General features: G+C 73.0%; 20 protein-coding genes. 12 read left to right on the forward strand and 8 right to left on the reverse strand.

The features are described 5' to 3' along the window. The first annotated feature begins 64 nt into the window (after window positions 1-64). The 3 genes from ABT158_RS46120 to ABT158_RS46130 all read left to right on the forward strand — a co-directional run bounded on the left by ABT158_RS46120 (window position 65) and on the right by ABT158_RS46130 (window position 2,351). Window positions 65-949 carry a MurR/RpiR family transcriptional regulator gene (locus tag ABT158_RS46120; RefSeq protein ID WP_352364939.1) on the forward strand — a complete coding sequence of 295 codons (885 nt, stop codon included), beginning with the start codon at window positions 65-67 and terminating at the stop codon, window positions 947-949. Window positions 950-1,074: 125 nt separating this feature from the next. After that, window positions 1,075-1,593: a peptidoglycan recognition protein family protein gene (locus ABT158_RS46125; RefSeq protein ID WP_352364940.1), complete on the forward strand. Its 519-nt coding sequence runs from the start codon at window positions 1,075-1,077 to the stop codon at window positions 1,591-1,593. Between the two features lie 200 nt (window positions 1,594-1,793). Further along, window positions 1,794-2,351 (forward strand): dihydrofolate reductase family protein, encoded by a 558-nt coding sequence (locus ABT158_RS46130; RefSeq protein ID WP_352364942.1) that lies wholly within the window; start codon window positions 1,794-1,796, stop codon window positions 2,349-2,351. On the opposite strand, the gene ABT158_RS46135 is transcribed toward ABT158_RS46130, so the two are convergent. The 7 genes from ABT158_RS46135 to ABT158_RS46165 form a co-directional block, all read right to left on the reverse strand. Next, a complete protein-coding gene (locus ABT158_RS46135; RefSeq protein WP_352364944.1) occupies window positions 2,348-2,884 on the reverse strand; it encodes an NUDIX hydrolase family protein in 537 nt (178 codons plus the stop codon). The two genes, ABT158_RS46130 and ABT158_RS46135, sit on opposite strands and share 4 nt — an antisense overlap. Before the next feature lie 164 nt (window positions 2,885-3,048). Then, window positions 3,049-4,053 (reverse strand): NrfD/PsrC family molybdoenzyme membrane anchor subunit, encoded by a 1,005-nt coding sequence (gene nrfD, locus ABT158_RS46140; protein WP_352364946.1) that lies wholly within the window; start codon window positions 4,051-4,053, stop codon window positions 3,049-3,051. Beyond that, the gene (locus ABT158_RS46145; protein ID WP_352364982.1) at window positions 4,050-4,832 is read right to left on the reverse strand and encodes a 4Fe-4S dicluster domain-containing protein; all 783 of its coding nucleotides are present in this window, start codon (window positions 4,830-4,832) and stop codon (window positions 4,050-4,052) included. The genes nrfD and ABT158_RS46145 overlap by 4 nt, the downstream gene beginning before the upstream one ends. A gap of 63 nt (window positions 4,833-4,895) precedes the next feature. Then, entirely contained in the window at window positions 4,896-8,123 is a 3,228-nt protein-coding gene (fdh, locus tag ABT158_RS46150; protein WP_352364984.1) for a formate dehydrogenase, read from the reverse strand. Window positions 8,124-8,128: 5 nt separating this feature from the next. Next, on the reverse strand, window positions 8,129-8,419 hold the full coding sequence (locus ABT158_RS46155; RefSeq protein WP_352364948.1) for a hypothetical protein: 291 nt from the start codon (window positions 8,417-8,419) through the stop codon (window positions 8,129-8,131). 103 nt (window positions 8,420-8,522) lie between these two features. Next, complete coding sequence (locus ABT158_RS46160; protein WP_352364950.1) at window positions 8,523-9,932, reverse strand: rhamnulokinase; 1,410 nt, start codon at window positions 9,930-9,932, stop codon at window positions 8,523-8,525. Continuing rightward, the gene (locus ABT158_RS46165; protein WP_352364952.1) at window positions 9,929-10,930 is read right to left on the reverse strand and encodes a LacI family DNA-binding transcriptional regulator; all 1,002 of its coding nucleotides are present in this window, start codon (window positions 10,928-10,930) and stop codon (window positions 9,929-9,931) included. The genes ABT158_RS46160 and ABT158_RS46165 overlap by 4 nt, the downstream gene beginning before the upstream one ends. Window positions 10,931-11,062: 132 nt before the next feature. On the opposite strand from ABT158_RS46165, the gene ABT158_RS46170 reads away from it, so the two are divergent. The 3 genes from ABT158_RS46170 to ABT158_RS46180 are packed head-to-tail and all read left to right on the forward strand — an operon-like array spanning window position 11,063 to window position 14,590. Further along, complete coding sequence (locus ABT158_RS46170; protein ID WP_352364954.1) at window positions 11,063-11,380, forward strand: L-rhamnose mutarotase; 318 nt, start codon at window positions 11,063-11,065, stop codon at window positions 11,378-11,380. A 10-nt stretch (window positions 11,381-11,390) separates the two neighbouring features. Then, complete coding sequence (gene rhaI, locus ABT158_RS46175; protein ID WP_352364956.1) at window positions 11,391-12,545, forward strand: L-rhamnose isomerase; 1,155 nt, start codon at window positions 11,391-11,393, stop codon at window positions 12,543-12,545. Between the two features lie 5 nt (window positions 12,546-12,550). After that, entirely contained in the window at window positions 12,551-14,590 is a 2,040-nt protein-coding gene (locus tag ABT158_RS46180) for a bifunctional aldolase/short-chain dehydrogenase (RefSeq protein ID WP_352364958.1), read from the forward strand. A 15-nt stretch (window positions 14,591-14,605) separates the two neighbouring features. Here the strand turns inward: ABT158_RS46180 and ABT158_RS46185 are convergent, their stop codons facing one another. Continuing rightward, window positions 14,606-15,145, reverse strand: coding sequence for a hypothetical protein (locus ABT158_RS46185; protein WP_352364960.1), 540 nt, complete (start codon window positions 15,143-15,145; stop codon window positions 14,606-14,608). 165 nt (window positions 15,146-15,310) lie between these two features. On the opposite strand from ABT158_RS46185, the gene argC reads away from it, so the two are divergent. The 6 genes from argC to ABT158_RS46215 are packed head-to-tail and all read left to right on the forward strand — an operon-like array spanning window position 15,311 to window position 20,939. After that, window positions 15,311-16,333 carry an N-acetyl-gamma-glutamyl-phosphate reductase gene (gene argC, locus ABT158_RS46190; protein WP_352364962.1) on the forward strand — a complete coding sequence of 341 codons (1,023 nt, stop codon included), beginning with the start codon at window positions 15,311-15,313 and terminating at the stop codon, window positions 16,331-16,333. After that, window positions 16,330-17,481: a bifunctional glutamate N-acetyltransferase/amino-acid acetyltransferase ArgJ gene (gene argJ, locus ABT158_RS46195; protein WP_352364964.1), complete on the forward strand. Its 1,152-nt coding sequence runs from the start codon at window positions 16,330-16,332 to the stop codon at window positions 17,479-17,481. The genes argC and argJ overlap by 4 nt, the downstream gene beginning before the upstream one ends. Continuing rightward, the gene (gene argB, locus ABT158_RS46200; protein ID WP_352364966.1) at window positions 17,478-18,350 is read left to right on the forward strand and encodes an acetylglutamate kinase; all 873 of its coding nucleotides are present in this window, start codon (window positions 17,478-17,480) and stop codon (window positions 18,348-18,350) included. The genes argJ and argB overlap by 4 nt, the downstream gene beginning before the upstream one ends. Beyond that, entirely contained in the window at window positions 18,350-19,516 is a 1,167-nt protein-coding gene (locus tag ABT158_RS46205) for an acetylornithine transaminase (RefSeq protein ID WP_352364968.1), read from the forward strand. The genes argB and ABT158_RS46205 overlap by 1 nt, the downstream gene beginning before the upstream one ends. Next, the gene (gene argF / locus ABT158_RS46210) at window positions 19,513-20,433 is read left to right on the forward strand and encodes an ornithine carbamoyltransferase (RefSeq protein WP_352364970.1); all 921 of its coding nucleotides are present in this window, start codon (window positions 19,513-19,515) and stop codon (window positions 20,431-20,433) included. Before ABT158_RS46205 ends, argF begins: the two co-directional genes overlap by 4 nt. After that, window positions 20,430-20,939, forward strand: coding sequence for an arginine repressor (locus tag ABT158_RS46215; protein ID WP_352330310.1), 510 nt, complete (start codon window positions 20,430-20,432; stop codon window positions 20,937-20,939). The genes argF and ABT158_RS46215 overlap by 4 nt, the downstream gene beginning before the upstream one ends. The last annotated feature ends 74 nt before the right edge of the window (window positions 20,940-21,013 follow it).

Raw genomic sequence — 21,013 nt, forward strand, 5'->3', positions numbered from 1 at the left:
GTCATAAAATTACGCAGACCCTACCACTGGTGTACTAAATTTCCTCAACAGGGATGGATGACGAATGGTCGAGGACGACGGCAGTCTGCTGATCCGCATCCGTGCGGCCATGCCCGCATTACGGCCCTCGGAGCGGCGCATCGCCGAGACGTTCACCGGCGACCCGGCCGCCGCCGCGAACCTGTCCATCGCCGAGCTGGCCGCCCGCTGCGCCACCTCGACGACCTCGGTCGTGCGCTTCTACCAGCGCATGGGATACGCCCACTTCAAGGACTTCCGGATCGACCTGACCAGGGCCGCCGCCCGGGAGGAGCTGACCACGTCGAGCCTGCCGGAGGTGTCGGGCGACATCGATCGCCACGACAGCCTGGAGGGCATCGTCTCCAAGGTCGCCACCAACGAGACGCTGTCCATCGCCGACACGGCCCGTTCCCTGGACATGCGCGCTCTCGGCCGGGCGGTCGCCCTGCTGCTGGCCGCGCGCCGGATCGACACCTTCGGCGTGGGCGCGAGCGCGCTGGTCGGCCTCGACCTGCAGCAGAAGCTGGCGCGCATCGGGCGTACCGCGATCAACTGGCACGACGCCCACTCGGCCTGGACGTCGGCGGCCACGCTCGACGCCGGCTGCGTGGCCGTCGCCGTCTCGCACACCGGCGCGACCGTGGACACGGTCGAGTTCCTGGCCATCGCCCGCCGGTCCGGCGCGGCCACGGTGGCGATCACGAACTTCCGCGACTCGCCGCTGGCCGCCACCGCCGACGTGACGCTGACGACGGCCGCCCGCGAGACCCAGTTCCGCTCCGGCGCGCTCGGCAGCCGCATCGCCCAGCTCATGGTCGTCGACTGCCTGTTCACCGGCGTGGCCGCGGCCAGTTACGACGAGTCGATGGCGGCCCTGCGCAACACGTACGCGGTCGTGCACGACCGGACGGTGCACAAGCGGGGGTGAACCGGCCTGACCAGCATGGAAGTCTTTCTTTGGCGGCACGTGAATCTAGTGACAAAAAGTGATGACACGGCTACTTTAAGTTGACATTCTGGTGGCGAGGCATCGTCTACCAGGAGAGACACCACATGCAGCTGATCACCCGTGCCGACTGGCACGCCAAGAAGCCCACCACCAGTTACACCCGGCTGGCCTCCACCAGAGGCGTGAAGATCCACTACACCGGCGGGAAGGTGCCCTCCGACCTGCCGGACGCCGACAACCACGACAAGTGCGTCGACCTGGTCAGGGACATCCAGCGCATGCACATGTCCGGCGGGCGCGGCGAGACCTACATCGACCTCGGCTACAACATGGTGTGCTGCCCGCACCGGCGCACCTTCATGGGCCGGGGTCCGCACGTCCTGCCCGCCGCCAACGGCCCGGGGCTCAACTCCGGCCACTACGCCGTGCTCGCCCTGCTCGGCAACACCGGGTTCACCGAGCCGAACGACGACCTGCTCAACGCCCTCGTCGACGCCATCCAGTACCTGCGCGAGCACGGCGACGCCGGCGACGAGGTCAAGGGCCACCGGGACGGCTACGACACCGACTGCCCCGGCGACCCGCTCTACCACTGGGTGCGAGGGGGCGCCGAACGCCCCTGAGCCGCATGCGTCCCGAGGACACCCCGCGAGCGGCGGCCGCCATGGACGTCCATGGCGGCCTCGACGGCCGCGTCCGCGATGAGTTCTGCGATGAGTTCTGCGGCGGCCGGCGGTCTGTATCCGCGTGAGTGGCCGAGCACATCGGCCTGGACCCGTGCCGGGATCCTCCGGGCGCGGGAGGGAACACGCGGAGGCATCGAATGCGGAAGTTGATCGTGGGTTTCTACGTCTCGCTCGACGGCAAGAGCGCCGACGGGGACAACGGCATCCGGGACGTCATGATGAGCATCGACGACCCGGAGCAGGAGGAGTACTTCGTCAGCCGGCTGTGGGAGGCCGGGGCCTTCCTCATGGGCCGCAACACCTACGAGATCATGGCCGGCTACTGGCCCGGCTCCGACCACCCCTCCGCCCGGCCGATGAACGAGATCCCCAAGGTCGTGTTCTCCCGCACGCTGAAGTCGGCCGACGACTGGCCCGAGACCCGGATCGCCGCCGGCGACACCGCGCAGGAGATCGCCAAGCTCAAGGCCGAGCCCGGCAAGGACCTCGTCGCCGCCGGCGGCACCGCGTTCCTGCACTCCCTGATCAGGCTCGGCGTGGTCGACGAGTACCGGCTGTGGGTGCTGCCCGCCGTCACCGGCCGGGGCGCGCCGCTGTTCCCCGAGCTGGACCAGGTGGTGAACCTGCGCCTGGTGCGGTGCACGCCCTTCCCGTCGGGAGTCCTCGAACTGGTGTACGCGCCGGCGGGGCGCTAGACCAGCCGGCCCACGTGGGCCAGTGCCTGCTTGAGCAGCACCCCCTGGCCGCCGGTCATCTCCTGCTGCACGGCCGGCGAGGACGCCTCCTCCGGGGTGAACCAGACCAGGTCCAGGGCGTCCTGCCGGGGCCGGCAGTCACCGGCCACGGGCACGATGTAGGCCAGCGACACCGCGTGCTGGCGCGGGTCGTGGTACGGCGTGACGCCCGGCGTCGGGAAGTACTCCGCGACGGTGAAGGGCTGCGGCGAGACCGGGATGCGCGGCAGGGCCACCGGGCCGAGGTCCTTCTCCAGGTGGCGCAGCAGCGCGTCGCGGACGCGCTCGTGGTGCAGCACCCGCCCCGAGACCAGCGCCCGGCTGACCGTGCCGTCCGCCGCGATCCGCAGCAGCAGGCCCACGCGGGTCACCACGCCGGTCTCGTCGACGCGCACCGGCACGGCGTCGATGTAGAGGATCGGCAACTGGCCGCGCACCGACTCCAGCTCTTCGGGGGCCAGCCATCCAGGCGCGGTTTCGGTCTTTTCGGTCATCTGCCGATCGTATGCCCCACGCCGCCACTGACAGCGTAAGCCCCACCGACCGATCCCCGGACGGGTTCAGGCCCGCCTGGCCGGCCTGCTCCTGCCCGCGATCCAGGACGCCGTGCAGACGACCAGCACGATGCCCATGAACGGCAGGTACTCGGCGACTCTTCTCATGACAGATCACGCTCCGCTCTCGACTTGGCGAGCCGCCGGCGTTGCGGCTCGACGGTGTACCGGGGGTCACACGCCGAGGCCGTCCCGGCGTGGAAGATCCCGAACCGGGTGCACACCGACCCGGCCAGCAGGGCCGCCCCCGCGGCCACCGCCGCGGCCCTGCTGCGAGCGCCCAGGCCCTGACCGAGCAGGGCGCCCGCGACCGACAGCGCCTGGCCCGCCCTGAGCAGGCGGCTGCGCCGCAGCGGCTCGGCGGTCAGGCCCATCCGGCGTTCCATGCGGACGGCCGCCGCGCACTCCAGGGCCGCCCCCAGCACCGCCGCCCGCCGGGCCGGGGCCGCCTGCGCGACCGGCGCGGCCAGCATGCCGAGCCCGCCCGCCGACGCGGCGGCCGAGCCCGCGAACAGGAACGGCATCTCCCTGAACCCGTCGTGCCAGGCCGGGACGGCGGTGTCGCAGATCAGCGCGGCGGTGTAGGTGGCCAGCGCCGGCCCGGTCAGCCCGGCCCCCACCGTGGCCGCCCGGCCCAGCCGGGGGAAGCGCCCGGTCACCCCGGTGAGCGCGGCCAGCCCGGCCTGCGGCCCGTACGCGGTCAGGATCCAGGTGCCGACGCTCATCGGCGAGGTCACCTTGAACACCCGCAGCATGTTCAGGAAGCGCGACGGCTTGCCCAGGTCGTGGACCAGCGAGTACAGCGAGCCGCCCACCGCGCCCAGAGCGGCCACCTTGGCGGCGCGGGCCAGCGCCGGGCGTCCGGTCAGCTCGGCGGCGGCGGCCAGCGTGGAGGAGGCGCCGGCCAGGCCGCCGAGGAACAGGTAACCGGCGATGTCGTGGTCGCTCCAGGGCGTGCTGTTCAGCACCGGCAGGCCGTAGTAGGAATCCGCCTCCGGCTCCGGCGGACGCAGCGAGCGGCTGCCGCGGCCCGCCGAGCCGGGCGTGGCCTCGCGCTCGGTGCGCAGGCCGGGCGCGTCGTCCAGGCGCACGTCGGTCTGGTTGCTCATCCGCCCCTCCTCCAGGCCGCCGCGGCGGCCATCCCGGCCAGCAGGACCAGCGCCGCCGCGCCGGCGTGCCGCCACATCGACGGCAGGTCCGCGGTGGTCACCACCGGGTCCGGCGGCAGGCCGTACACCTGGGGCTCGTCCAGCAGCAGGAAGAAGGCGCCGGTGCCGCCCACGCCGTCGGCCGGGTCGTGGCCGTACAGGCGGGCCGAGGACACGCCCGCCGCGCGCACCTGCTCCAGACGGCGGTCGGCGCGCTCGCGCAGCTCGTCCAGCTCGCCGAACTGGATGGAGTCCGTCGGGCACGTCTTGGCGCAGGCCGGCTCCTGGCCGACCTCCAGCCGGTCGTAGCACATCGTGCACTTGGCGGCCGTGCCGGTCTCCGCGCGCCTGCCGATCACCCCGAACGGGCAGGCGGGCACGCAGTAGCCGCAGCCGTTGCAGACGTCCTCCTGGACGACGACCGTGCCGTACTCGGTGCGGAACAGCGAGCCGGTCGGGCAGACGTCGAGGCAGGCCGCGTGCGTGCAGTGCTTGCACACGTCGGAGGCCATCAGCCAGCGGAAGTCCAGGTCACGGGCGCCGGTCTCCTGATGGCCCAGCGGCTTGCGCTGCTCGACGAACGCCACGTGCCGCCAGGTGTCGGCGCCGAGCCCGACGGAGTTGTCGTAGGACATGCCGGTGAACAGCAGCCCGTCCTCCGGCACCGCGTTCCACTCCTTGCAGGCCACCTCGCACGCCTTGCACCCGATGCAGACGCTGGTGTCGGTGAAGAAGCCCATGCGCCTGGGCGGGTCGTCGTAGCCGGCGTCGAGCGGCGCCCGGTCGAGGTCGAAGGCCACGGCTCACACCTCCGTTCCGGTGTCCTCGGTCACGCCCGCCCGCCGCCGGTAGGCCAGCACCAGCTCCGGCAGGGCCGGGCCGCGCGGCCTGCGCCCGGGACGGATGTCCGCCGACAGGGCCTTGACCTCCTGGATGTGGGCGTTGGGGTCGAGCGAGATGGCCGACAGCTCGTTGGCCGCGTCGCCGGTGGCCAGGCCGTTGGGGCCGAAGTGGAAGGGCAGCCCGATCTGGTGCAGGACCTTGCCGTCCAGGTGCAGCGGCGCCATCCGGTCGGTGACCAGCACGCGGGCCTCGATGGCGCTGCGCGCGGTGATGATCGTGGCCCACTCGCCGTGCACGAGCCCTCGCTCGGCGGCCAGCTCGGGCGAGACCTCGCAGAACATCTCCGGCTGCAGCTCGGCCAGGTACGGCGTGTGCCGGCTCATGCCCCCCGCCGTGAAGTGCTCGGTCAGCCGGTACGTGGTCACCACGTACGGGTAGACCGACGCGCCCGGCTCGGCCCCGCTCGGCTGGTACCGGTTGTCCTCGTGCCGGTAGAGCTTGCGGGCCGGGTTGCGCTGCCGCCCGTAGAGCGGGTTGGCGACCGGCGAGTCCTGGGGCTCGTAGTGGCTGGGCAGCGGGCCGTCCACCACGCCCGAAGGGGCGAACAGCCAGCCCTTGCCGTCGGCCTGCATGATGAACGGGTCGATGCCGGACAGCGCCGCCGGTCCCTGCGCCCCCGGCTCGGGCCGGTAGGACGGCGGTTTGCGCTCCTCGAAGTCCGGCACGTCGAGGCCGGTCCAGCGGCCGGCGCCCGCGTCCCACCAGACGAGCTTCTTGCGCTCGCTCCACGGACGGCCGTCCGGCGCGGCCGAGGCCCGGTTGTAGAGCACCCGCCGGTTGTCCGGCCACGCCCACGCCCACTCGGCGGCCACCCAGTCCTGCTCGGCGGCCGGTTTGCGGCGGGCGGCCCGGTTGACGCCGCCGGCGTACACGCCGCAGTAGATCCAGCAGCCGCACACCGTCGAGCCGTCGTCCTTGAGCTGGCTGTAGCCGTCGAGCGGCCGGCCCTCGGCGTCCCAGCCGTTGATCTCGGCGAGCACCGCCTCGGCGACCGGCTCGGCCGTCTCGCCCTCGACGGGGTAGTCCCAGGTGAGGTCGAGCAGGGGCCGGTCCATCGGGTCGGCGGAACCGGCCAGCTTCTGCCGGATGATGCGTCCGAGGTGGTACATGAACCACAGGTCGCTGCGCGCGTCGCCGGCCGGCTCGACGGCCCGGTGGTGCCACTGCAGCCAGCGGTTGGTGTTGGTGAAGCTGCCGCTCTTCTCGGTGTGGGCCGCGGCGGGGAAGAAGAACACCTCCGTGCCGATCCTGGACGTGGTCAGCTCGCCCGTCTCGATCTCGGGGCCGTCCTTCCACCAGGTGGCGCTCTCGATCAGGTTGAGGTCGCGCACCACCAGCCAGTCGAGCTCGGCCATGCCCAGGCGCTGCATCCGGGAGTTGGCCGAGCCCACCGCCGGGTTCTCGCCGAGCAGCAGGTAGCCCTTGCAGGTGCCGTCGAGCTGCGCGAGCACCGTGTCGTACGTGCTGTGCGAGCCGGTCAGGCGCGGCAGGTAATCGAAGCGGAAGTCGTTGTCGCGCGTGGCCGCCGGCCCCCACCACGCCTTGAGCAGGCTCACCAGGTAGGCGGGCATGTTCGCCCAGAAGCCGCGGCAGGAGGCGTCGGCGCGCAGGAAGTCGCGCATCTTCTCGTGCTCGTGGGCGTGCGGCATCGGGATGTAGCCGGGCAGCAGGTTGAACAGCGTCGGGATGTCGCTGGAGCCCTGGATGCTGGCGTGCCCGCGCAGCGACTGGATGCCGCCGCCGGGGCGGCCGATGTTGCCCAGCAGCAGCTGCAGGATGCTGGCGGTGCGGATGAACTGGGCGCCGTCGCTGTGCTGCGTCCAGCCCACCGCGTAGACGAACTCGGCGGTCCGCTCCGGCCCCGAGTTCTCCGTCAGGTGGCGGCAGACCTCGGCGAACAGCTCCGGCGGCACCCCGCACACCTGCTGGACCATCTCCGGCGTGTAGCGGGCGAAGTGGCGGCGCAGCACCTGCAGCACGCAGCGCGGGTGCCGCAGCGTCTCGTCCCGCCGCGGCTCGCCGCCCAGCGGGACGCCGGTGCCGCCCTGCACCTCGGCGCGGCCGGCCGGGAGGCTGCCCGCCGGGCGGTCGTAGTCCTCGTCCCGCTCGCCGGAGGCCGCGACGGTGTACATGCCCTCGTACTGCCAGGTGTCGTCCTCGTAGCAGCGGTTCTCGGCGTCGAAGCCGGAGAACAGGCCGTCGAGGTCCTCGGCGTCGCGGTAGTCCTCGCGCAGGATGGTCGCCGCGTTGGTGTAGTGCAGGACGTAGTCGCGGAAGAACAGCTCGTTCTCCAGCACGTGGTTGACGATCGCGCCGAGGAAGGCCACGTCCGAGCCCGCCCTGATCGGCACGTGCAGGTCGGCCAGCGCGCTGGTACGGGTGAACCGCGGATCCACGTGGATGACCACCGCGCCGCGGGCCTTGGCCTCCATCACCCACTGGAACCCGACCGGATGCGCCTCGGCGAAGTTCGACCCCTGGATCAGCACGCAGTCGGAGTGCTGCAGGTCCTGCAGGAACGTCGTGGCCCCGCCGCGCCCGAACGACGTGCCGAGCCCCACCACGGTCGAGCTGTGGCACACCCGCGCCTGGTTCTCGATCTGCACCACGCCGAGCGCGGTGAGCAGCTTCTTGATGAGGTAGTTCTCCTCGTTGTCCAGCGTCGCGCCGCCCAGGCTGGCGATGCCCATCGTGCGGGCCACCCGGCGGCCCTTGTTCTCCCACTCCCAGGTCGCCCGGCGGGTGGCGATGATCCGGTCGGCCACCATGTCCATGGCGGTCTCCAGGTCGAGCTCCTGCCAGTCGGCGGCGTACGGCGGGCGGTACAGGACCTTGCTCAGCCGTCCGGAGCCGGTGGTGAGCTGGAGGCTGGAGGCGCCCTTCGGGCACAGCCGGCCCCGGCTGATCGGAGAGTCGGGGTCGCCCTCGATGTGCACGACCTTCTCATCGCGGACGTAGACGTTCTGGGCGCAGCCCACCGCGCAGTACGGGCACACCGACTTCACCACGCGGTCGGCGGCGGCCGTCCGGGCCGGCTGCGCGCCCGTGCGCGGCGACTTCACCGCGGCCGCCCGGCCGAGCTTGTCCTTGCCGGTGAGCTGCCGCAGCAACGGCCAGGAGAACCCCATGCCGCTCACGCCCCCGTCTGGCGCATGCGCCGGTCGCTCCAGGCCCGCTCACGCATCCAGGCGCGCACGTCGCCGCGCTCGACCGGCCCGACCTCGCGCGGGTTGACCAGGTGCTGGGTGCGCCCGGCGAGCAGGCCGGGCCGTCCGCGCCGGCGTGCCACCGCGTCGCTCCCGTCGGCCGGCACGCCCGTGGCGATCAGGTACGCGCGCCCCGCGGGCACGCCCAGCAACCTGGCGATCTCGGCGTAGTCCAGCCCCTGCGACAGCAGCCGCAGCACCCGCTCCTTGCTCGGCATCGTTCCCCCCGGCGCCCGTGCCCCCCGGTTCCGGTCCTCCCCTTCGCAGGCAGGAGGAAACCCGAAGTCCCAGGTCAAAGGCGTAATTGGGGGACAGTTGGCGTCAGGCCAGGCGGGCGGCGGCCTCCGCCCAGGCGGCGGCGTCGCCGGAGGGCTCGTACCGGCGCAACTCCTGCGTGGCGGCCACCAGCGCGCGCATCCCGGCCAGGTCGGCGACCAGCCCGGCCGTGCGCGCCTGCACCAGGACGTTGCCGAGCGCGGTCGCCTCGGCCGGCCCGGCCACGACCGGCAGCCCGCAGGCGTCGGCGGTGAACCGGCACAGCAGCTCGTTGCGCGACCCGCCGCCCACCAGGTGCACGACCTCCACCTCGCGGCCGGACAGCTCCATCGCCTGCCGGATCGCGTTGCGGTGCCCGAGCGCCAGGCTCTCCAGCACGCAGCGGACGATGCCCGCCGGCGTCGAGGGGGGCCGCTGCCCGGTACGGCGGCACTCGGCGGCGATCCGCGCGGGCATGTCGCCCGGCGGCAGGAACACCGGCAGGTCGGGGTCCACCACGGCGGCGAACGGACGCTCGCGCGCCGCCGCCGCCAGCAGGTCCTCCAGCGAGGAGCCGGGCCAGGCCCGCAGGCACTCCTGCAACAGCCACAGCCCCATGACGTTGCGCAGGTAGCGGACCGTGCCGTCGATCCCGGCCTCGTTGGTGAAGTTGGCCGCCCGGCCCGCCTCGGTGAGTACGGGGGCAGGCAGCTCCACACCGGCCAGCGACCAGGTGCCGCACGAGACGTAGGCGAACGCGGGCCCGGCGGCCGGCACGGCGGCCACGGCCGAGGCGGTGTCGTGCGAGGCCACCGCCCGCACCGGCGCCGAGAAGCCGATCTCGGCCGCGACGTCGCGGCGCACCCCGCCGATCGGCTCGCCCGGCTGCCGCAACCGGGGGAAGATCCCCTCCGGCAGGCCCAGCCGGTCGATCAGCGGCACCGCCCAGGACCGGGTGCGCACGTCGAGCAGGCCGGTGGTCGAGGCGTTGGTCACCTCGGCGCCGATCTCGCCGGTCAGCCAGTAGCCGATGAGGTCGGGGACGAGCAACATCGTCGCGGCCCCGTCCAGCCGGTCGGCCAGGAGCTGGTAGATCGTGTTGAACGGGAGCACCTGCAGCCCGGACACCGCGTACAGCGCCTCGGCCCCGATCAGCTCGGCCACCCGCTCGGCCGCCCCCCGCGTGCGGTTGTCGCGGTAGTGGACCGGGTTGCCGAGCAGCGCGCCGGTCTCGTCCAGCAGGCCGTAGTCGACGGCCCAGGAGTCGACCCCGATCGAGGCGACCGGCCCGGCCGCGCGCAGACCGGCCAGGATCTCGCGGTAGAGGCCGAGGACGTCCCAGTGGAGGCGGCCGGCCAGGCGGACCGGGCCGTTGGGGAAGCGGTGGACCACGGACGTGGCGAGCCCGTCCGACAGGTCGGCGACCAGCACCCGGCCGCTGGAGGCGCCCAGGTCAACGGCGGCGAATCGGCTCATTGGGTGGACTCCCTCGCGACCAGTTCGGGCTGGAACATGATGTGCTGGTGGGCGTGCTCGGCCGGGTTGTCGCACTCGTCCAGCAGCAGCTCGGTGGCGATGCGGCCGAGCTGGTACGTCGGCTGCCGCATCGAGCTGAGCGACACGGCCGAGGCGGCGGCGAACTCGATGTCGTCGTAGCCCATCAGCGCCACGTCGTCGGGCACCCGCACCCCGGCGCGCAGCAGGGCCCGCAGCACGCCCAGCGCGAGCAGGTCGTTGGCGCAGAACACGGCCTCGGGCAGGCCGTCCGCCATCAGGTCGGCGGCGGCCTGCTCACCCGCGCGGGCGGTCATCGCGGCCGCCCCGACCAGCCGCAGCGAGGCGGGGTCGAGCCCGGCCGCGGTCAGCGCCTCCGCCGCGCCCCGCCGCCGCTCGGCGCACTGCCGGATGGTCAGCGGCCCGGTCACGTACGCCACGCCGTTCCCGCCCCTGGCCAGCAGATGCCGCACCGCGGCCCGGCCGCCCGCGACGTCGTCCACCGCGACCGCGCACTGGTCGGGCCGGTGGGCCGGATGGTCGACGAGCACGACGCTGATGCCGCGCTCGCGCAGCCGGTCCAGCCGGGCCGGGTCCTCGCCGGACGGGGTGATCAGCACGCCGCGCACCCGCTGCTCGGCCAGCACGCCGAGGTTGCGCTCCTCCTTGTCCGGGGAGCCGGCCGAGTTGCCGAGGATCACCGCGTAGCCCAGCTCGCTGGCGACGTCCTCGACCCCGGCGGCGACCTCGGTGAAGAACGGGTTGCCGATGTCGATGACGCTCAGGCCGATCGTCCTGCTGTGGCCGGCGCGCAGGGTCGAGGCCGAGCCGTGCCGGACGAAGCCGAGCTCCCGGATCGCGGCCTCCACCCGTTCGCGGGTCGCCTGGGCGACCTTCGCCGGTCTGTTCAGGACGTTGGAGACCGTCCCGGGGGAGACGCCGGCGCGGGCGGCGACGTCCTTGATGCTGACCATGGCCATGGCGTCACATTAAAACGTACCAACGGGAAGTTGGCCAGTGTCGCCGATCTGACCGGGCGACGCATTGACAGCGCCCCCGTGTGCTCGTAGTTTCCTCCGCGACAGATTAAAACGTTTTGAAGAGGGGTGACCGTGCGACGCGTCTGCTTCCTGCTCAAGGTCCGTCCCGAGCGGCTGGCGGAGTACCGCGAACGCCACCGGGACGTCTGGCCGGACATGCTCGACGCGCTGCGCCGCGCCGGCTGGCACAACTACTCGCTCTTCCTGCGCGACGACGGCCTGCTGGTCGGCTACCTGGAGACCGCCGACTTCGAGGCCGCCAGGAAGGCGATGGAGGCCACCGAGGTCAACGCCCGCTGGCAGGCCGAGATGGCGCCCTTCTTCGAAGACCTCGACGGCCGGCCCGACGAGGGCATGCGGCCGCTGGACGAAGTGTTCCACCTGGACTGATCGGGAAGTCATGACCACTGACATCAAGGCCGCCCTGCGCGCGCTGCACATCGAGACGCCGTCGTGGGCGTACGGCAACAGCGGCACCCGGTTCAAGGTGTTCGCGCAGCGGGGCGTGCCGCGCGACCCGTACGAGAAACTGGCCGACGCCGCCCAGGTGCACGCCCACACCGGCGTCGCGCCCACGGTCGCCCTGCACATCCCCTGGGACAAGGTGGCCGACTACGGTCACCTGGCCGCCCACGCCCGCGAGCTCGGCGTCGGCATCGGCGCGATCAACTCCAACGTCTTCCAGGACGACGCCTACATGCTCGGCAGCGTCACCAACCCCGACCCGGCGGTCCGCCGCAAGGCGCTGGCGCACCTGCTGGAGTGCGTGGACATCATGGACGCCACCGGCTCGGACACCCTCAAGCTCTGGTTCTCCGACGGCACCAACTACCCCGGCCAGGACGACATCCGCGCCCGCCAGGACCGCCTGGCCGAGGCCCTGTCCGCGGTGTACGCCCGGCTCGGCGAGGGACAGCGCTTCCTGCTGGAGTACAAGCTGTTCGAGCCCGCCTTCTACACCACCGACGTGCCCGACTGGGGCACCGCCTACGCCCACTGCCTCAGGCTCGGCCCCAAGGCGCAGGTCGTCGTGGACACCGGCCACCACGCGCCGGGCGTCAACATCGAGTTCATCGTGGCGTTCCTGCTGCGCGAGGGGAAGCTCGGCGGCTTCGACTTCAACTCCCGCTTCTACGCCGACGACGACCTCATGGTGGGCGCGGCCGACCCGTTCCAGCTCTTCCGCATCATGTACGAGGTCGTGCGCGGCGGCGGGCTGACGGCGGGCGTGGCGTTCATGCTCGACCAGTGCCACAACATCGAGCCCAAGATCCCCGGTCAGATCCGCTCGGTCATGAACGTCCAGGAGGCCACGGCCAAGGCGCTGCTCGTGGACCGGGACGCGCTGGCCGCCGCCCAGGCCGGGGGAGACGTGCTGGGCGCGAACGCCGTGCTCATGGACGCCTACAACACCGACGTGCGGCCGCTGCTCGCCGAACTGCGCGAGGAGACGGGCCTCGCGCCCGACCCGATGGCCGCATACGCCAAGTCCGGATATTTCGAGAAAATCGCTGCCGAGCGCGTCGGCGGCACGCAGGCCGGCTGGGGGGCCTGACCATCATGGACGTCATCAACGAGCTCCTGGACCGCTCCCACCGCCTGGGCGCCGACCCGCGCAACACCAACTTCGCCGGCGGCAACACCTCCGCCAAGGGCCGCGCCGCCGACCCGGTCACCGGCCAGGACGTCGACCTGCTCTGGGTCAAGGGCTCCGGCGGCGACCTCGGCACGCTCAAGGAGGCGGGCCTGGCCGTCCTGCGCCTGGACCGCCTGCGCGCGCTGGCCGCCGTCTATCCCGGCGTCGAGCGCGAGGACGAGATGGTCGCCGCCTTCGACTACTGCCTGCACGGCAGGGGCGGCGCCGCCCCCTCGATCGACACCGCCATGCACGGCCTGGTCGAGGCCGCCCACGTGGACCACCTGCACCCCGACGCCGGGATCGCCCTGGCCACCGCCCGCGACGGCGAGGAGCTGACCCGGCGCGTCTTCGGCGACCGCGTGGTGTGGGTGCCGTGGCGGCGGCCCGGCTTCCAGCTCGGCCTGGACATCGCCGCCGTCAAGGAGGCCAACCCGCAGGCCATCGGCTGCGTGCTCGGCGGCCACGGCATCACCGCCTGGGGCGCCACCTCGCAGGAGTGCGAGGCCCGCTCCCTGGAGATCATCCGCACGGCCGAGGCGTACCTGGCCGCGAACGGCCGTCCCGACCCGTTCGGGCCGGTGCTGCACGAGCCGCTGCCCGAGGACGAACGGCACGCGCGGGCCGCCGCACTGTTCCCGGTCGTGCGCGGGCTGGCCTCCTGCGACGCGCGGCAGGTCGGCCACTACACCGGCACCCCGGAGGTGCTGGACTTCCTCTCCCGCGCCGAGCACCCGCGCCTGGCCGCGCTCGGCACGTCCTGCCCCGACCACTTCCTGCGCACCAAGGTCGCCCCGCTGGTCCTGGACCTGCCGCCGGACGCACCCCTGGACCAGGCGGTCGCCCGGCTGCGCGAGCTGCACGCCGCCTACCGCGCCGACTACACCGCCTACTACGAGCGCCACGCCACCCCGGACTCGCCGCCGATGCGCGGCGCGGACCCGGCGATCGTGCTGGTGCCCGGCGTCGGCATGTTCTCCTTCGGCAAGGACAAGCAGACCGCCCGCGTGGCCGGCGAGTTCTACGTCAACGCGATCAACGTCATGCGCGGCGCCGAGTCCGTCTCCGCCTACGCGCCCATCCCGGAGTCGGAGAAGTTCCGGATCGAGTACTGGGAGCTGGAGGAGGCCAAGCTGCGCCGGATGCCGAGGCCGAAGCCGCTGGCCGGGCGGGTGGCGCTGGTCACCGGCGCGGGCTCGGGCATCGGCGCGGCCACCGCGCGGCGGCTGGCCGCCGAGGGCGCGTGCGTGGTGCTGGCCGACCGCGACCAGGCCGCCGCCGGGAAGGTCGCCGCCGAGATCGGGGCCGGGGCCTACCGGGCGTCCGACGTCGCGGTGGCCGTGGAGGTGGACGTCACCTCCGAGGAGCAGGTCGTGGCCGCCGTACGGGCCGCCGTGCTCGCCTTCGGCGGCGTGGACCTGGTGGTGAACAACGCCGGCCTGTCGTTGTCGCGCTCCCTGCTGGAGACCAGCCTGGACGACTGGGACCTGCAGCACGACGTGATGGCGCGGGGCTCGTTCCTGGTCTCCCGCGAATGCGCCCGGGTGCTGATCGATCAGGCGATGGGCGGCGACATCGTCTACATCTCCTCCAAGAACGCCGTCTTCGCCGGGCCGAACAACGTCGCCTACGGCGCGGCCAAGGCCGACCAGGCCCACCAGGTCCGCCTGCTGGCCGCCGAGCTGGGCGAGCACGGCGTCCGCGTCAACGGCGTCAACCCCGACGGCGTGGTGCGCGGCTCGGGCATCTTCGCCTCCGGCTGGGGCGCCAACCGCGCGGCGGTGTACGGCGTGGAGGAGGAGCGCCTGGGCGAGTTCTACGCCCGGCGCACCCTGCTCAAGCGCGAGGTCCTGCCCGAGCACGTGGCCGCCGCGGTCTACGCGCTCACCGGCTCCGACCTGACCCACACCACGGGCCTGCACGTCCCGGTGGACGCGGGCGTCGCCGCCGCCTTCCTCAGGTGAGCCCGGGTGGCGGCCTCACGAGTAGGCCGCCACCACCCCCACCACCATCAGCAACGCCCCGGCGGCGGTGACCACGCCGCCCGCCGCCACGGCCGCCCGCCTGGCCCGCCGTCCCGCCCCGGCCCAGTAGAGCAGCACGTAGGGCAGGAACCCGATCCCGCCCAGCCCCACCGCGGGCAGGGCCGCCGCGGCCAGCACGCCCCTGGTCCCGGCCGGCGCCGCCCGGTCGCCCTCGGGCGTGAGCTGCGCCCGCGTCACGTCGCCCGCCGTGGAGTCGGGGGAGGCGTCCACCGGGACGGACGGGCCGCCGGAGTCGGGCGTGAACCGCCCCTTGCAGTCGTAACGCCCCTGGCCCAGGTCGGCGCAGGAGAGCACGGTCAGCGTCCCCGGCGTGCCGGTCCGCCCGGTGGCCAGCCGGAAGTCCTGGACCGACAGCACCGCCGGCAGCACGCACATCCCCACCCACAGCAGCACGATGACGGCGCGGCCGAACGGCCCGGGACCGCGCCCGCGCGACGGGGTGACGAAGGTGAGATCGGGCAGGAAGTCGCTCATGCCCGGCAGCATCCCGCCCGCCACTTGGGATTGGCCTGGAAAGGACTGGGACATGGACCTGTCACCGGCGCGGGCCGTCCCGGCTTGCATAATCATCCTCTTGAGTGCATCATCTTCACAAGCAAGGTCATGAGACAGGGTGCATAGTTATGCAGGAGGGGCGGAATGAGAGCAGCGATCGCGGGAGCCAGCGGCTACGCCGGAGGTGAGCTGCTCCGCCTCCTGCTCGGCCATCCCGAGTTCGAGATCGGCGCGCTCACCGCGGCCTCCAACGCCGGCAGCCTGCTCGGCGCCCACCAGCCCCACCTGCCGCAGCTCGCCGACCGCGTCCTGCAGGAGACCACGCCGGACGTGCTCGCCGGGCACGACGTGGTCTTCCTCGCGCTGCCGCACGGCCACTCGGCCGCCGTCGCCGCCGAGCTCGGCGAGGACACGATCGTGGTCGACTGCGGCGCCGACCACCGGCTCGCCGACCCCGCGGCCTGGCAGGAGTTCTACGGCGGCGACCACGCCGGCACCTGGCCCTACGGCCTGCCCGAGCTGCCCGGCCAGCGCGAGGTGCTGCGCACGGCCCGGCGCGTCGCCGTCCCCGGCTGCTACCCGACCTCGGTGCTGCTGGCCCTGTGGCCCGCCTTCGCCGCGGGCCTGGCCGGCCCCGACGTCGTCGTGGTGGCCGCCAGCGGCACCAGCGGCGCGGGCAAGGCGGCCAAGGCCCACCTGCTGGGCAGCGAGGTCATCGGCTCGGTCAGCGCGTACGGCGTGGGCGGCGTCCACCGCCACACCCCCGAGATGGAGCAGGGGCTGTCCGCCGTCGCCGGCGCCCCCGTACGCGTCTCCTTCACCCCCACCCTGGCCCCCATGAGCCGCGGCATCCTGGCCACCTGCACCGCCCCCGCCGCCCCCGGCCTCACCCGCGAGTCGCTGCGCACCGCCTACGAGGTCGCGCTCAAGGCCGAGCCGTTCGTCCGGCTCCTGCCCGAGGGCGTCTGGCCGGCCACCTCCATGACGTACGGCGCCAACACCGCCGCCCTCCAGGTGACGCTCGACGAGCGCGCCGGCCGCGTGGTCGCCGTCATCGCCATCGACAACCTCACCAAGGGCACGGCCGGAGGCGCGGTCCAGAGCGTCAACCTCGCCCTCGGCCTGCCGGAAGAGCTCGGCCTTCCCCTGACAGGAGTTGCTCCATGAGTGTCACCGCCCCATTGGGCTTCCGGGCCGCGGGCATCGCCGCCGGCATCAAGTCCGGCGACGCCCGCGACCTGGCCCTCGTCGTCAACGACGGGCCCAGCCGCGCCGCCGCGGGCGTCTTCACCGCCAACCGCGTCAAGGCCGCTCCCGTGCTCTGGTCGCAGCAGGTCCTGGCGGGCGGGCGGCTGCGCGCGGTGGTGCTCAACTCCGGCGGCGCCAACGCCTGCACCGGCCCCGAGGGCTTCCAGGACACCCACGCCACCGCCGAGAAGGTCGCCGAGGTCATCGGCGACAGCGCCGGCGAGATCGCGGTCTGCTCCACCGGCCTGATCGGCGAGCGGCTGCCGATGGAGGCCCTGCTGACCGGCGTCCAGACCGCCGCGGGCCAGCTCTCCCGCGACGGCGGCCTGGCCGCCGCCGACGCCATCCGCACCACCGACACCGTCTCCAAGATCTCCTTCAAGCGGGCCGACGGCTACATGGTCGGCGGCATGGCCAAGGGCGCCGGCATGCTCGCCCCCGCCCTGGCCACCATGCTCTGCGTGATCACCACCGACGCCGACCTGACCAGCGAGGAGCTCGACACGGCGCTGCGCGCCGCCACGGCGACGACCTTCGACCGGCTCGACTCCGACGGCTGCATGTCCACCAACGACACCGTGCTGCTGCTGGCCAGCGGCGCCGCCGGGGTCAGGCCCGACCTGGCCGAGTTCGGGCAGAAGGTGCAGGAGGTCTGCGCCGACCTGGCCAGGCAGCTGCTCGTGGACGCCGAGGGCGCCTCCAAGGCGATCGCCGTCGAGGTCGTCGGCGCCGCCTCCGAGGACGACGCCGTCGAGGTGGGCCGCACCGTCGCCCGGTCCAACCTGCTCAAGTGCGCCATCCACGGCGAGGACCCCAACTGGGGCCGCGTCCTGGCCGCCGTCGGCACGACGAAGGCCGCCTTCGAGCCCGACCGCGTCAACGTCGCCATCAACGGCATCTGGATCTGCCGCGACGGCTCCGTCGGCGACGACCGCTCCAAGGTGGACATGCGCCCCCGGGACGTGACGATCACCATCGACCTGTCGGCCGGCCGCCACAGCGCCACGATCCACACCACGGACCTGACCGCCGAGTACGTCCACGAGAACTCGGCGTACTCCTCGTGAGGGCCGTCACCGCGGCCACCAAGGCCGAGGCGCTGATCGAGGCGCTGCCCTGGCTGACCCGCTTCCACGGCGCGACCGTCGTCATCAAGTACGGCGGCAACGCCATGACCGACGAGCCCCTCAAGGAGGGCTTCGCCGAGGACGTCGTGTTCCTGCACCACGCCGGCCTGCGCCCGGTCGTCGTCCACGGCGGCGGCCCGCAGATCAGCAGCGCCCTCGACAGACACGGCATCGAGTCCACCTTCACCGCCGGCCTGCGCGTCACCACGCCCGAGGCCATGCAGGTCGTCCGGATGGTCCTGGTCGGGCAGGTGGGCCGCGACATCGTCGGCCTGGTCAACCGGCACGGCCCGTTCGCCGTCGGCATGTCCGGCGAGGACGCCTGCCTGTTCACCGCCGAGCGCAAGCCCGCGATCGTCGACGGCGAGCCGGTGGACATCGGCCAGGTCGGCGAGATCGTCAAGGTCGATCCCGGCGCGGTGCGGGCGCTGATCGACGACGGCCGCATCCCGGTCGTCTCCAGCGTCGCCGCCGGCGTCGACGGAGAGATCTACAACGTGAACGCGGACACCGCGGCCGCCGCGCTGGCCGTGGCGCTCGGCGCGCAGAAGCTGATCGTGCTCACCGACGTCGAGGGCCTGTACGCCAACTGGCCCGACGACACCGACGTGATCGACCAGCTCGACGCCGACGAGCTGGAGAAGCTGCTGCCCACGCTGTCCAGCGGCATGGTCCCCAAGATGGAGGCGTGCCTGACCGCCGTGCGCGGGGGAGTGCCCCAGGCGCACGTCCTCGACGGCCGCGTGCCCCACTCGATGCTGCTGGAAATCTTCACCAACGAAGGAATCGGAACCATGGTGATGCCCTGATGAGCCTCCACGAGCGGTTCGAGCAGGCGTTCATGCCCAACTACGGCGTCCCCCCGATCGCCCTGGCCCGCGGCGAGGGCACTCGCGTCTGGGACGTCGACGGCAAGGAGTACCTCGACTTCATCGGCGGCATCGCGGTCAGCTCGCTCGGCCACGCCCACCCCGCCCTGGTCGAGGCCGTCTCCAAGCAGGTCGCCACGCTCGCCCACACCAGCAACCTGTTCCTGCACGAGCCCGAGGTGCTGCTCGCCGAGCGGCTGCTCGGCCTGCTCGACGCGCCCGCCCGGATCTTCTTCGCCAACTCCGGCACCGAGGCCAACGAGGCCGCCTACAAGCTCGCCGTCAAGTACGGCCGGCGCGAGGGCCGCTCCTACTTCGTGGCCGCCGAGAACGGCTTCCACGGCCGGACGATCGGCGCCCTGTCGCTGACCGGCAAGAAGGCCATCCGCGACCAGTTCGGCCCGTTCCCTATCGACGTGCGCTTCGTCCCGTACGGCGACGCCGACGCGCTCAAGGAGGCGGTGACCGGCGACTGCATCGCGGTGTTCCTGGAGCCGACGCAGGGCGAGGCAGGCGTCGTCCCGCCGCCCGAGGGCTACTTCGAGGCCGCCCGCGAGATCTGCGACGCCACCGGCGCGCTGCTGGTCGCCGACGAGATCCAGTCGGCGATCGGCCGTACCGGCCACTGGTTCGCCCACCAGGCCGACGGCGTCACCCCCGACATCCTGACCCTGGCCAAGGGCCTCGGCGGCGGCCTGCCGATCGGCGCGTGCGTCGGGTTCGGCGAGGTCGGCCGGCTGTTCGACAAGGGCGACCACGGCTCGACGTTCGGCGGCAACCCGGTCTCGTGCGCGGCGGCGCTGGCCGTGCTGGACAACCTCGACCTCGACCACGTCAAGTCGGTCGCCGCCGGGCTGCGCGGCGGCCTGGAGGCGGTCCGCCACCCGCTGCTGAAGGGCGTGCGCGGGCGCGGGCTCTGGCTGGCCGCCGTCCTGAGGGAGGATCGGTCCGCGCGCGTGCAGCAGGCCGCCGCCGAGGCGGGCTTCCTGGTCAACGCCCTCCAGCCGGACGCCGTGCGCCTCGCGCCGCCGCTCGTGGTCACCCACGAGGAGGTGACCGCCTTCGTCGAGGCGTTCCCCGCGATCCTTGAGGAGGCGTCGGCGTGACCAGGCACTTCTTGCGGGATGACGACCTGACGCCGGAGGAGCAGGCGGAGGTCCTCGACCTGGCCGCCGCGATGAAGAAGGACCGGTTCGGCTACCGGCCGTTCGAGGGCCCCAAGACCGTCGCCGTCCTGTTCGACAAACCCTCGGCCCGCACCCGCGTCTCCTTCCACACCGGCATCGGCGAGCTCGGCGGCCTGCCGCTCGTCGTGGACAACGTCGCGGTGCTGATGGGCCGGGGCGAGCCGACCGCCGACATCGCCCGCGTGCTCGACCGCCAGGTGGCCGCCATCGTGTGGCGCACCACCGGGCAGCGACTCGTCGAGGAGATGGCCGCCGCCTCGGCGGTGCCCGTCGTCAACGCGCTCACCGACGACTTCCACCCCTGCCAGATCCTCGCCGACCTGCAGACCGTCCGCGAGCGGCTGGGCGGCACGGCCGGGCTGACGCTGACCTACGTCGGCGACGGCGCCAACAACATGGCCCACTCCTACCTGCTCGGCGGCGCCACGGCCGGCATGCACGTCCGGATCGCCGCCCCGGCCGGCTACCAGCCCGACCCGGTGATCCTCGGCCAGGCCGCCGCCGTCGCGGCCAGGACCGGCGGATCGGTGGCCGCGATGACCGACCCGGCCGCCGCCGTCCAGGGGGCGCACGTGATCGCCACCGACACGTGGGTGTCCATGGGGCAGAGCGGCGAGCAGGAGCGGGCGGCGGCGTTCGCGCCGTACCAGGTGAACGCCGGGCTGCTGGAGCACGCCGCGCCCGAGGCGATCGTCCTACACTGCCTGCCCGCCTACCGCGGCAAGGAGATCACCGCCGACGTCCTCGACGGGCCGGCCAGCGTCGTGTGGGACCAGGCGGAGAACCGGCTGCACGCCCAGAAGGCCCTGCTCCACTGGCTGGTGACCCGCGGATGACCATCCCGATGACCAAGGCCGCGCGGCAGGCGAAGATCACCGACCTGCTGCAGCGCAAGGCCGTGCGCTCCCAGCCGGAGCTGGCCAAGCTGCTGGCCGAGAGCGGCGTCGAGGTCACCCAGGCCACCCTCTCCCGCGACCTGGACGAGCTCGGCGCGCTCAAGCTGCGCGCCGACGACGGCTCCCTGGTGTACGCGCTGCCCGGCGAGGGCGGCGACCGCATCCCGCTCACCAGGACCGGCGGCGGCGGCGAGACCCCGGCGGCGCGCCTGCACCGCATCGCCGAGGAGCTGCTGGTGGCCGCCGAGGCCTCGGCCAACCTGGTCATGGTCCGCACCCCGCCGGGCGCCGCCCAGTTCCTCGCCTCCGCCATCGACCACGCCGACTGGGAGTCGATCCTCGGCACCGTGGCGGGCGACGACACGATCCTCGTCATCAGCCGGGATCCGGCGGGCGGGCAGGCCGTCGCCGAGGCGCTGCTGCGCGTGGCGGACCGGCGTGGCTGAACCGGTCGCCGGGATCGCGGCCGCCCCTGACGCAAAGAAGGGCTGAGTTGCACTATGGTCGCGTGGGAAATGGA

This window comes from Nonomuraea sp. NPDC001636 (assembly GCF_040298265.1).
Taxonomy (GTDB): Bacteria; Actinomycetota; Actinomycetes; order Streptosporangiales; family Streptosporangiaceae; genus Nonomuraea.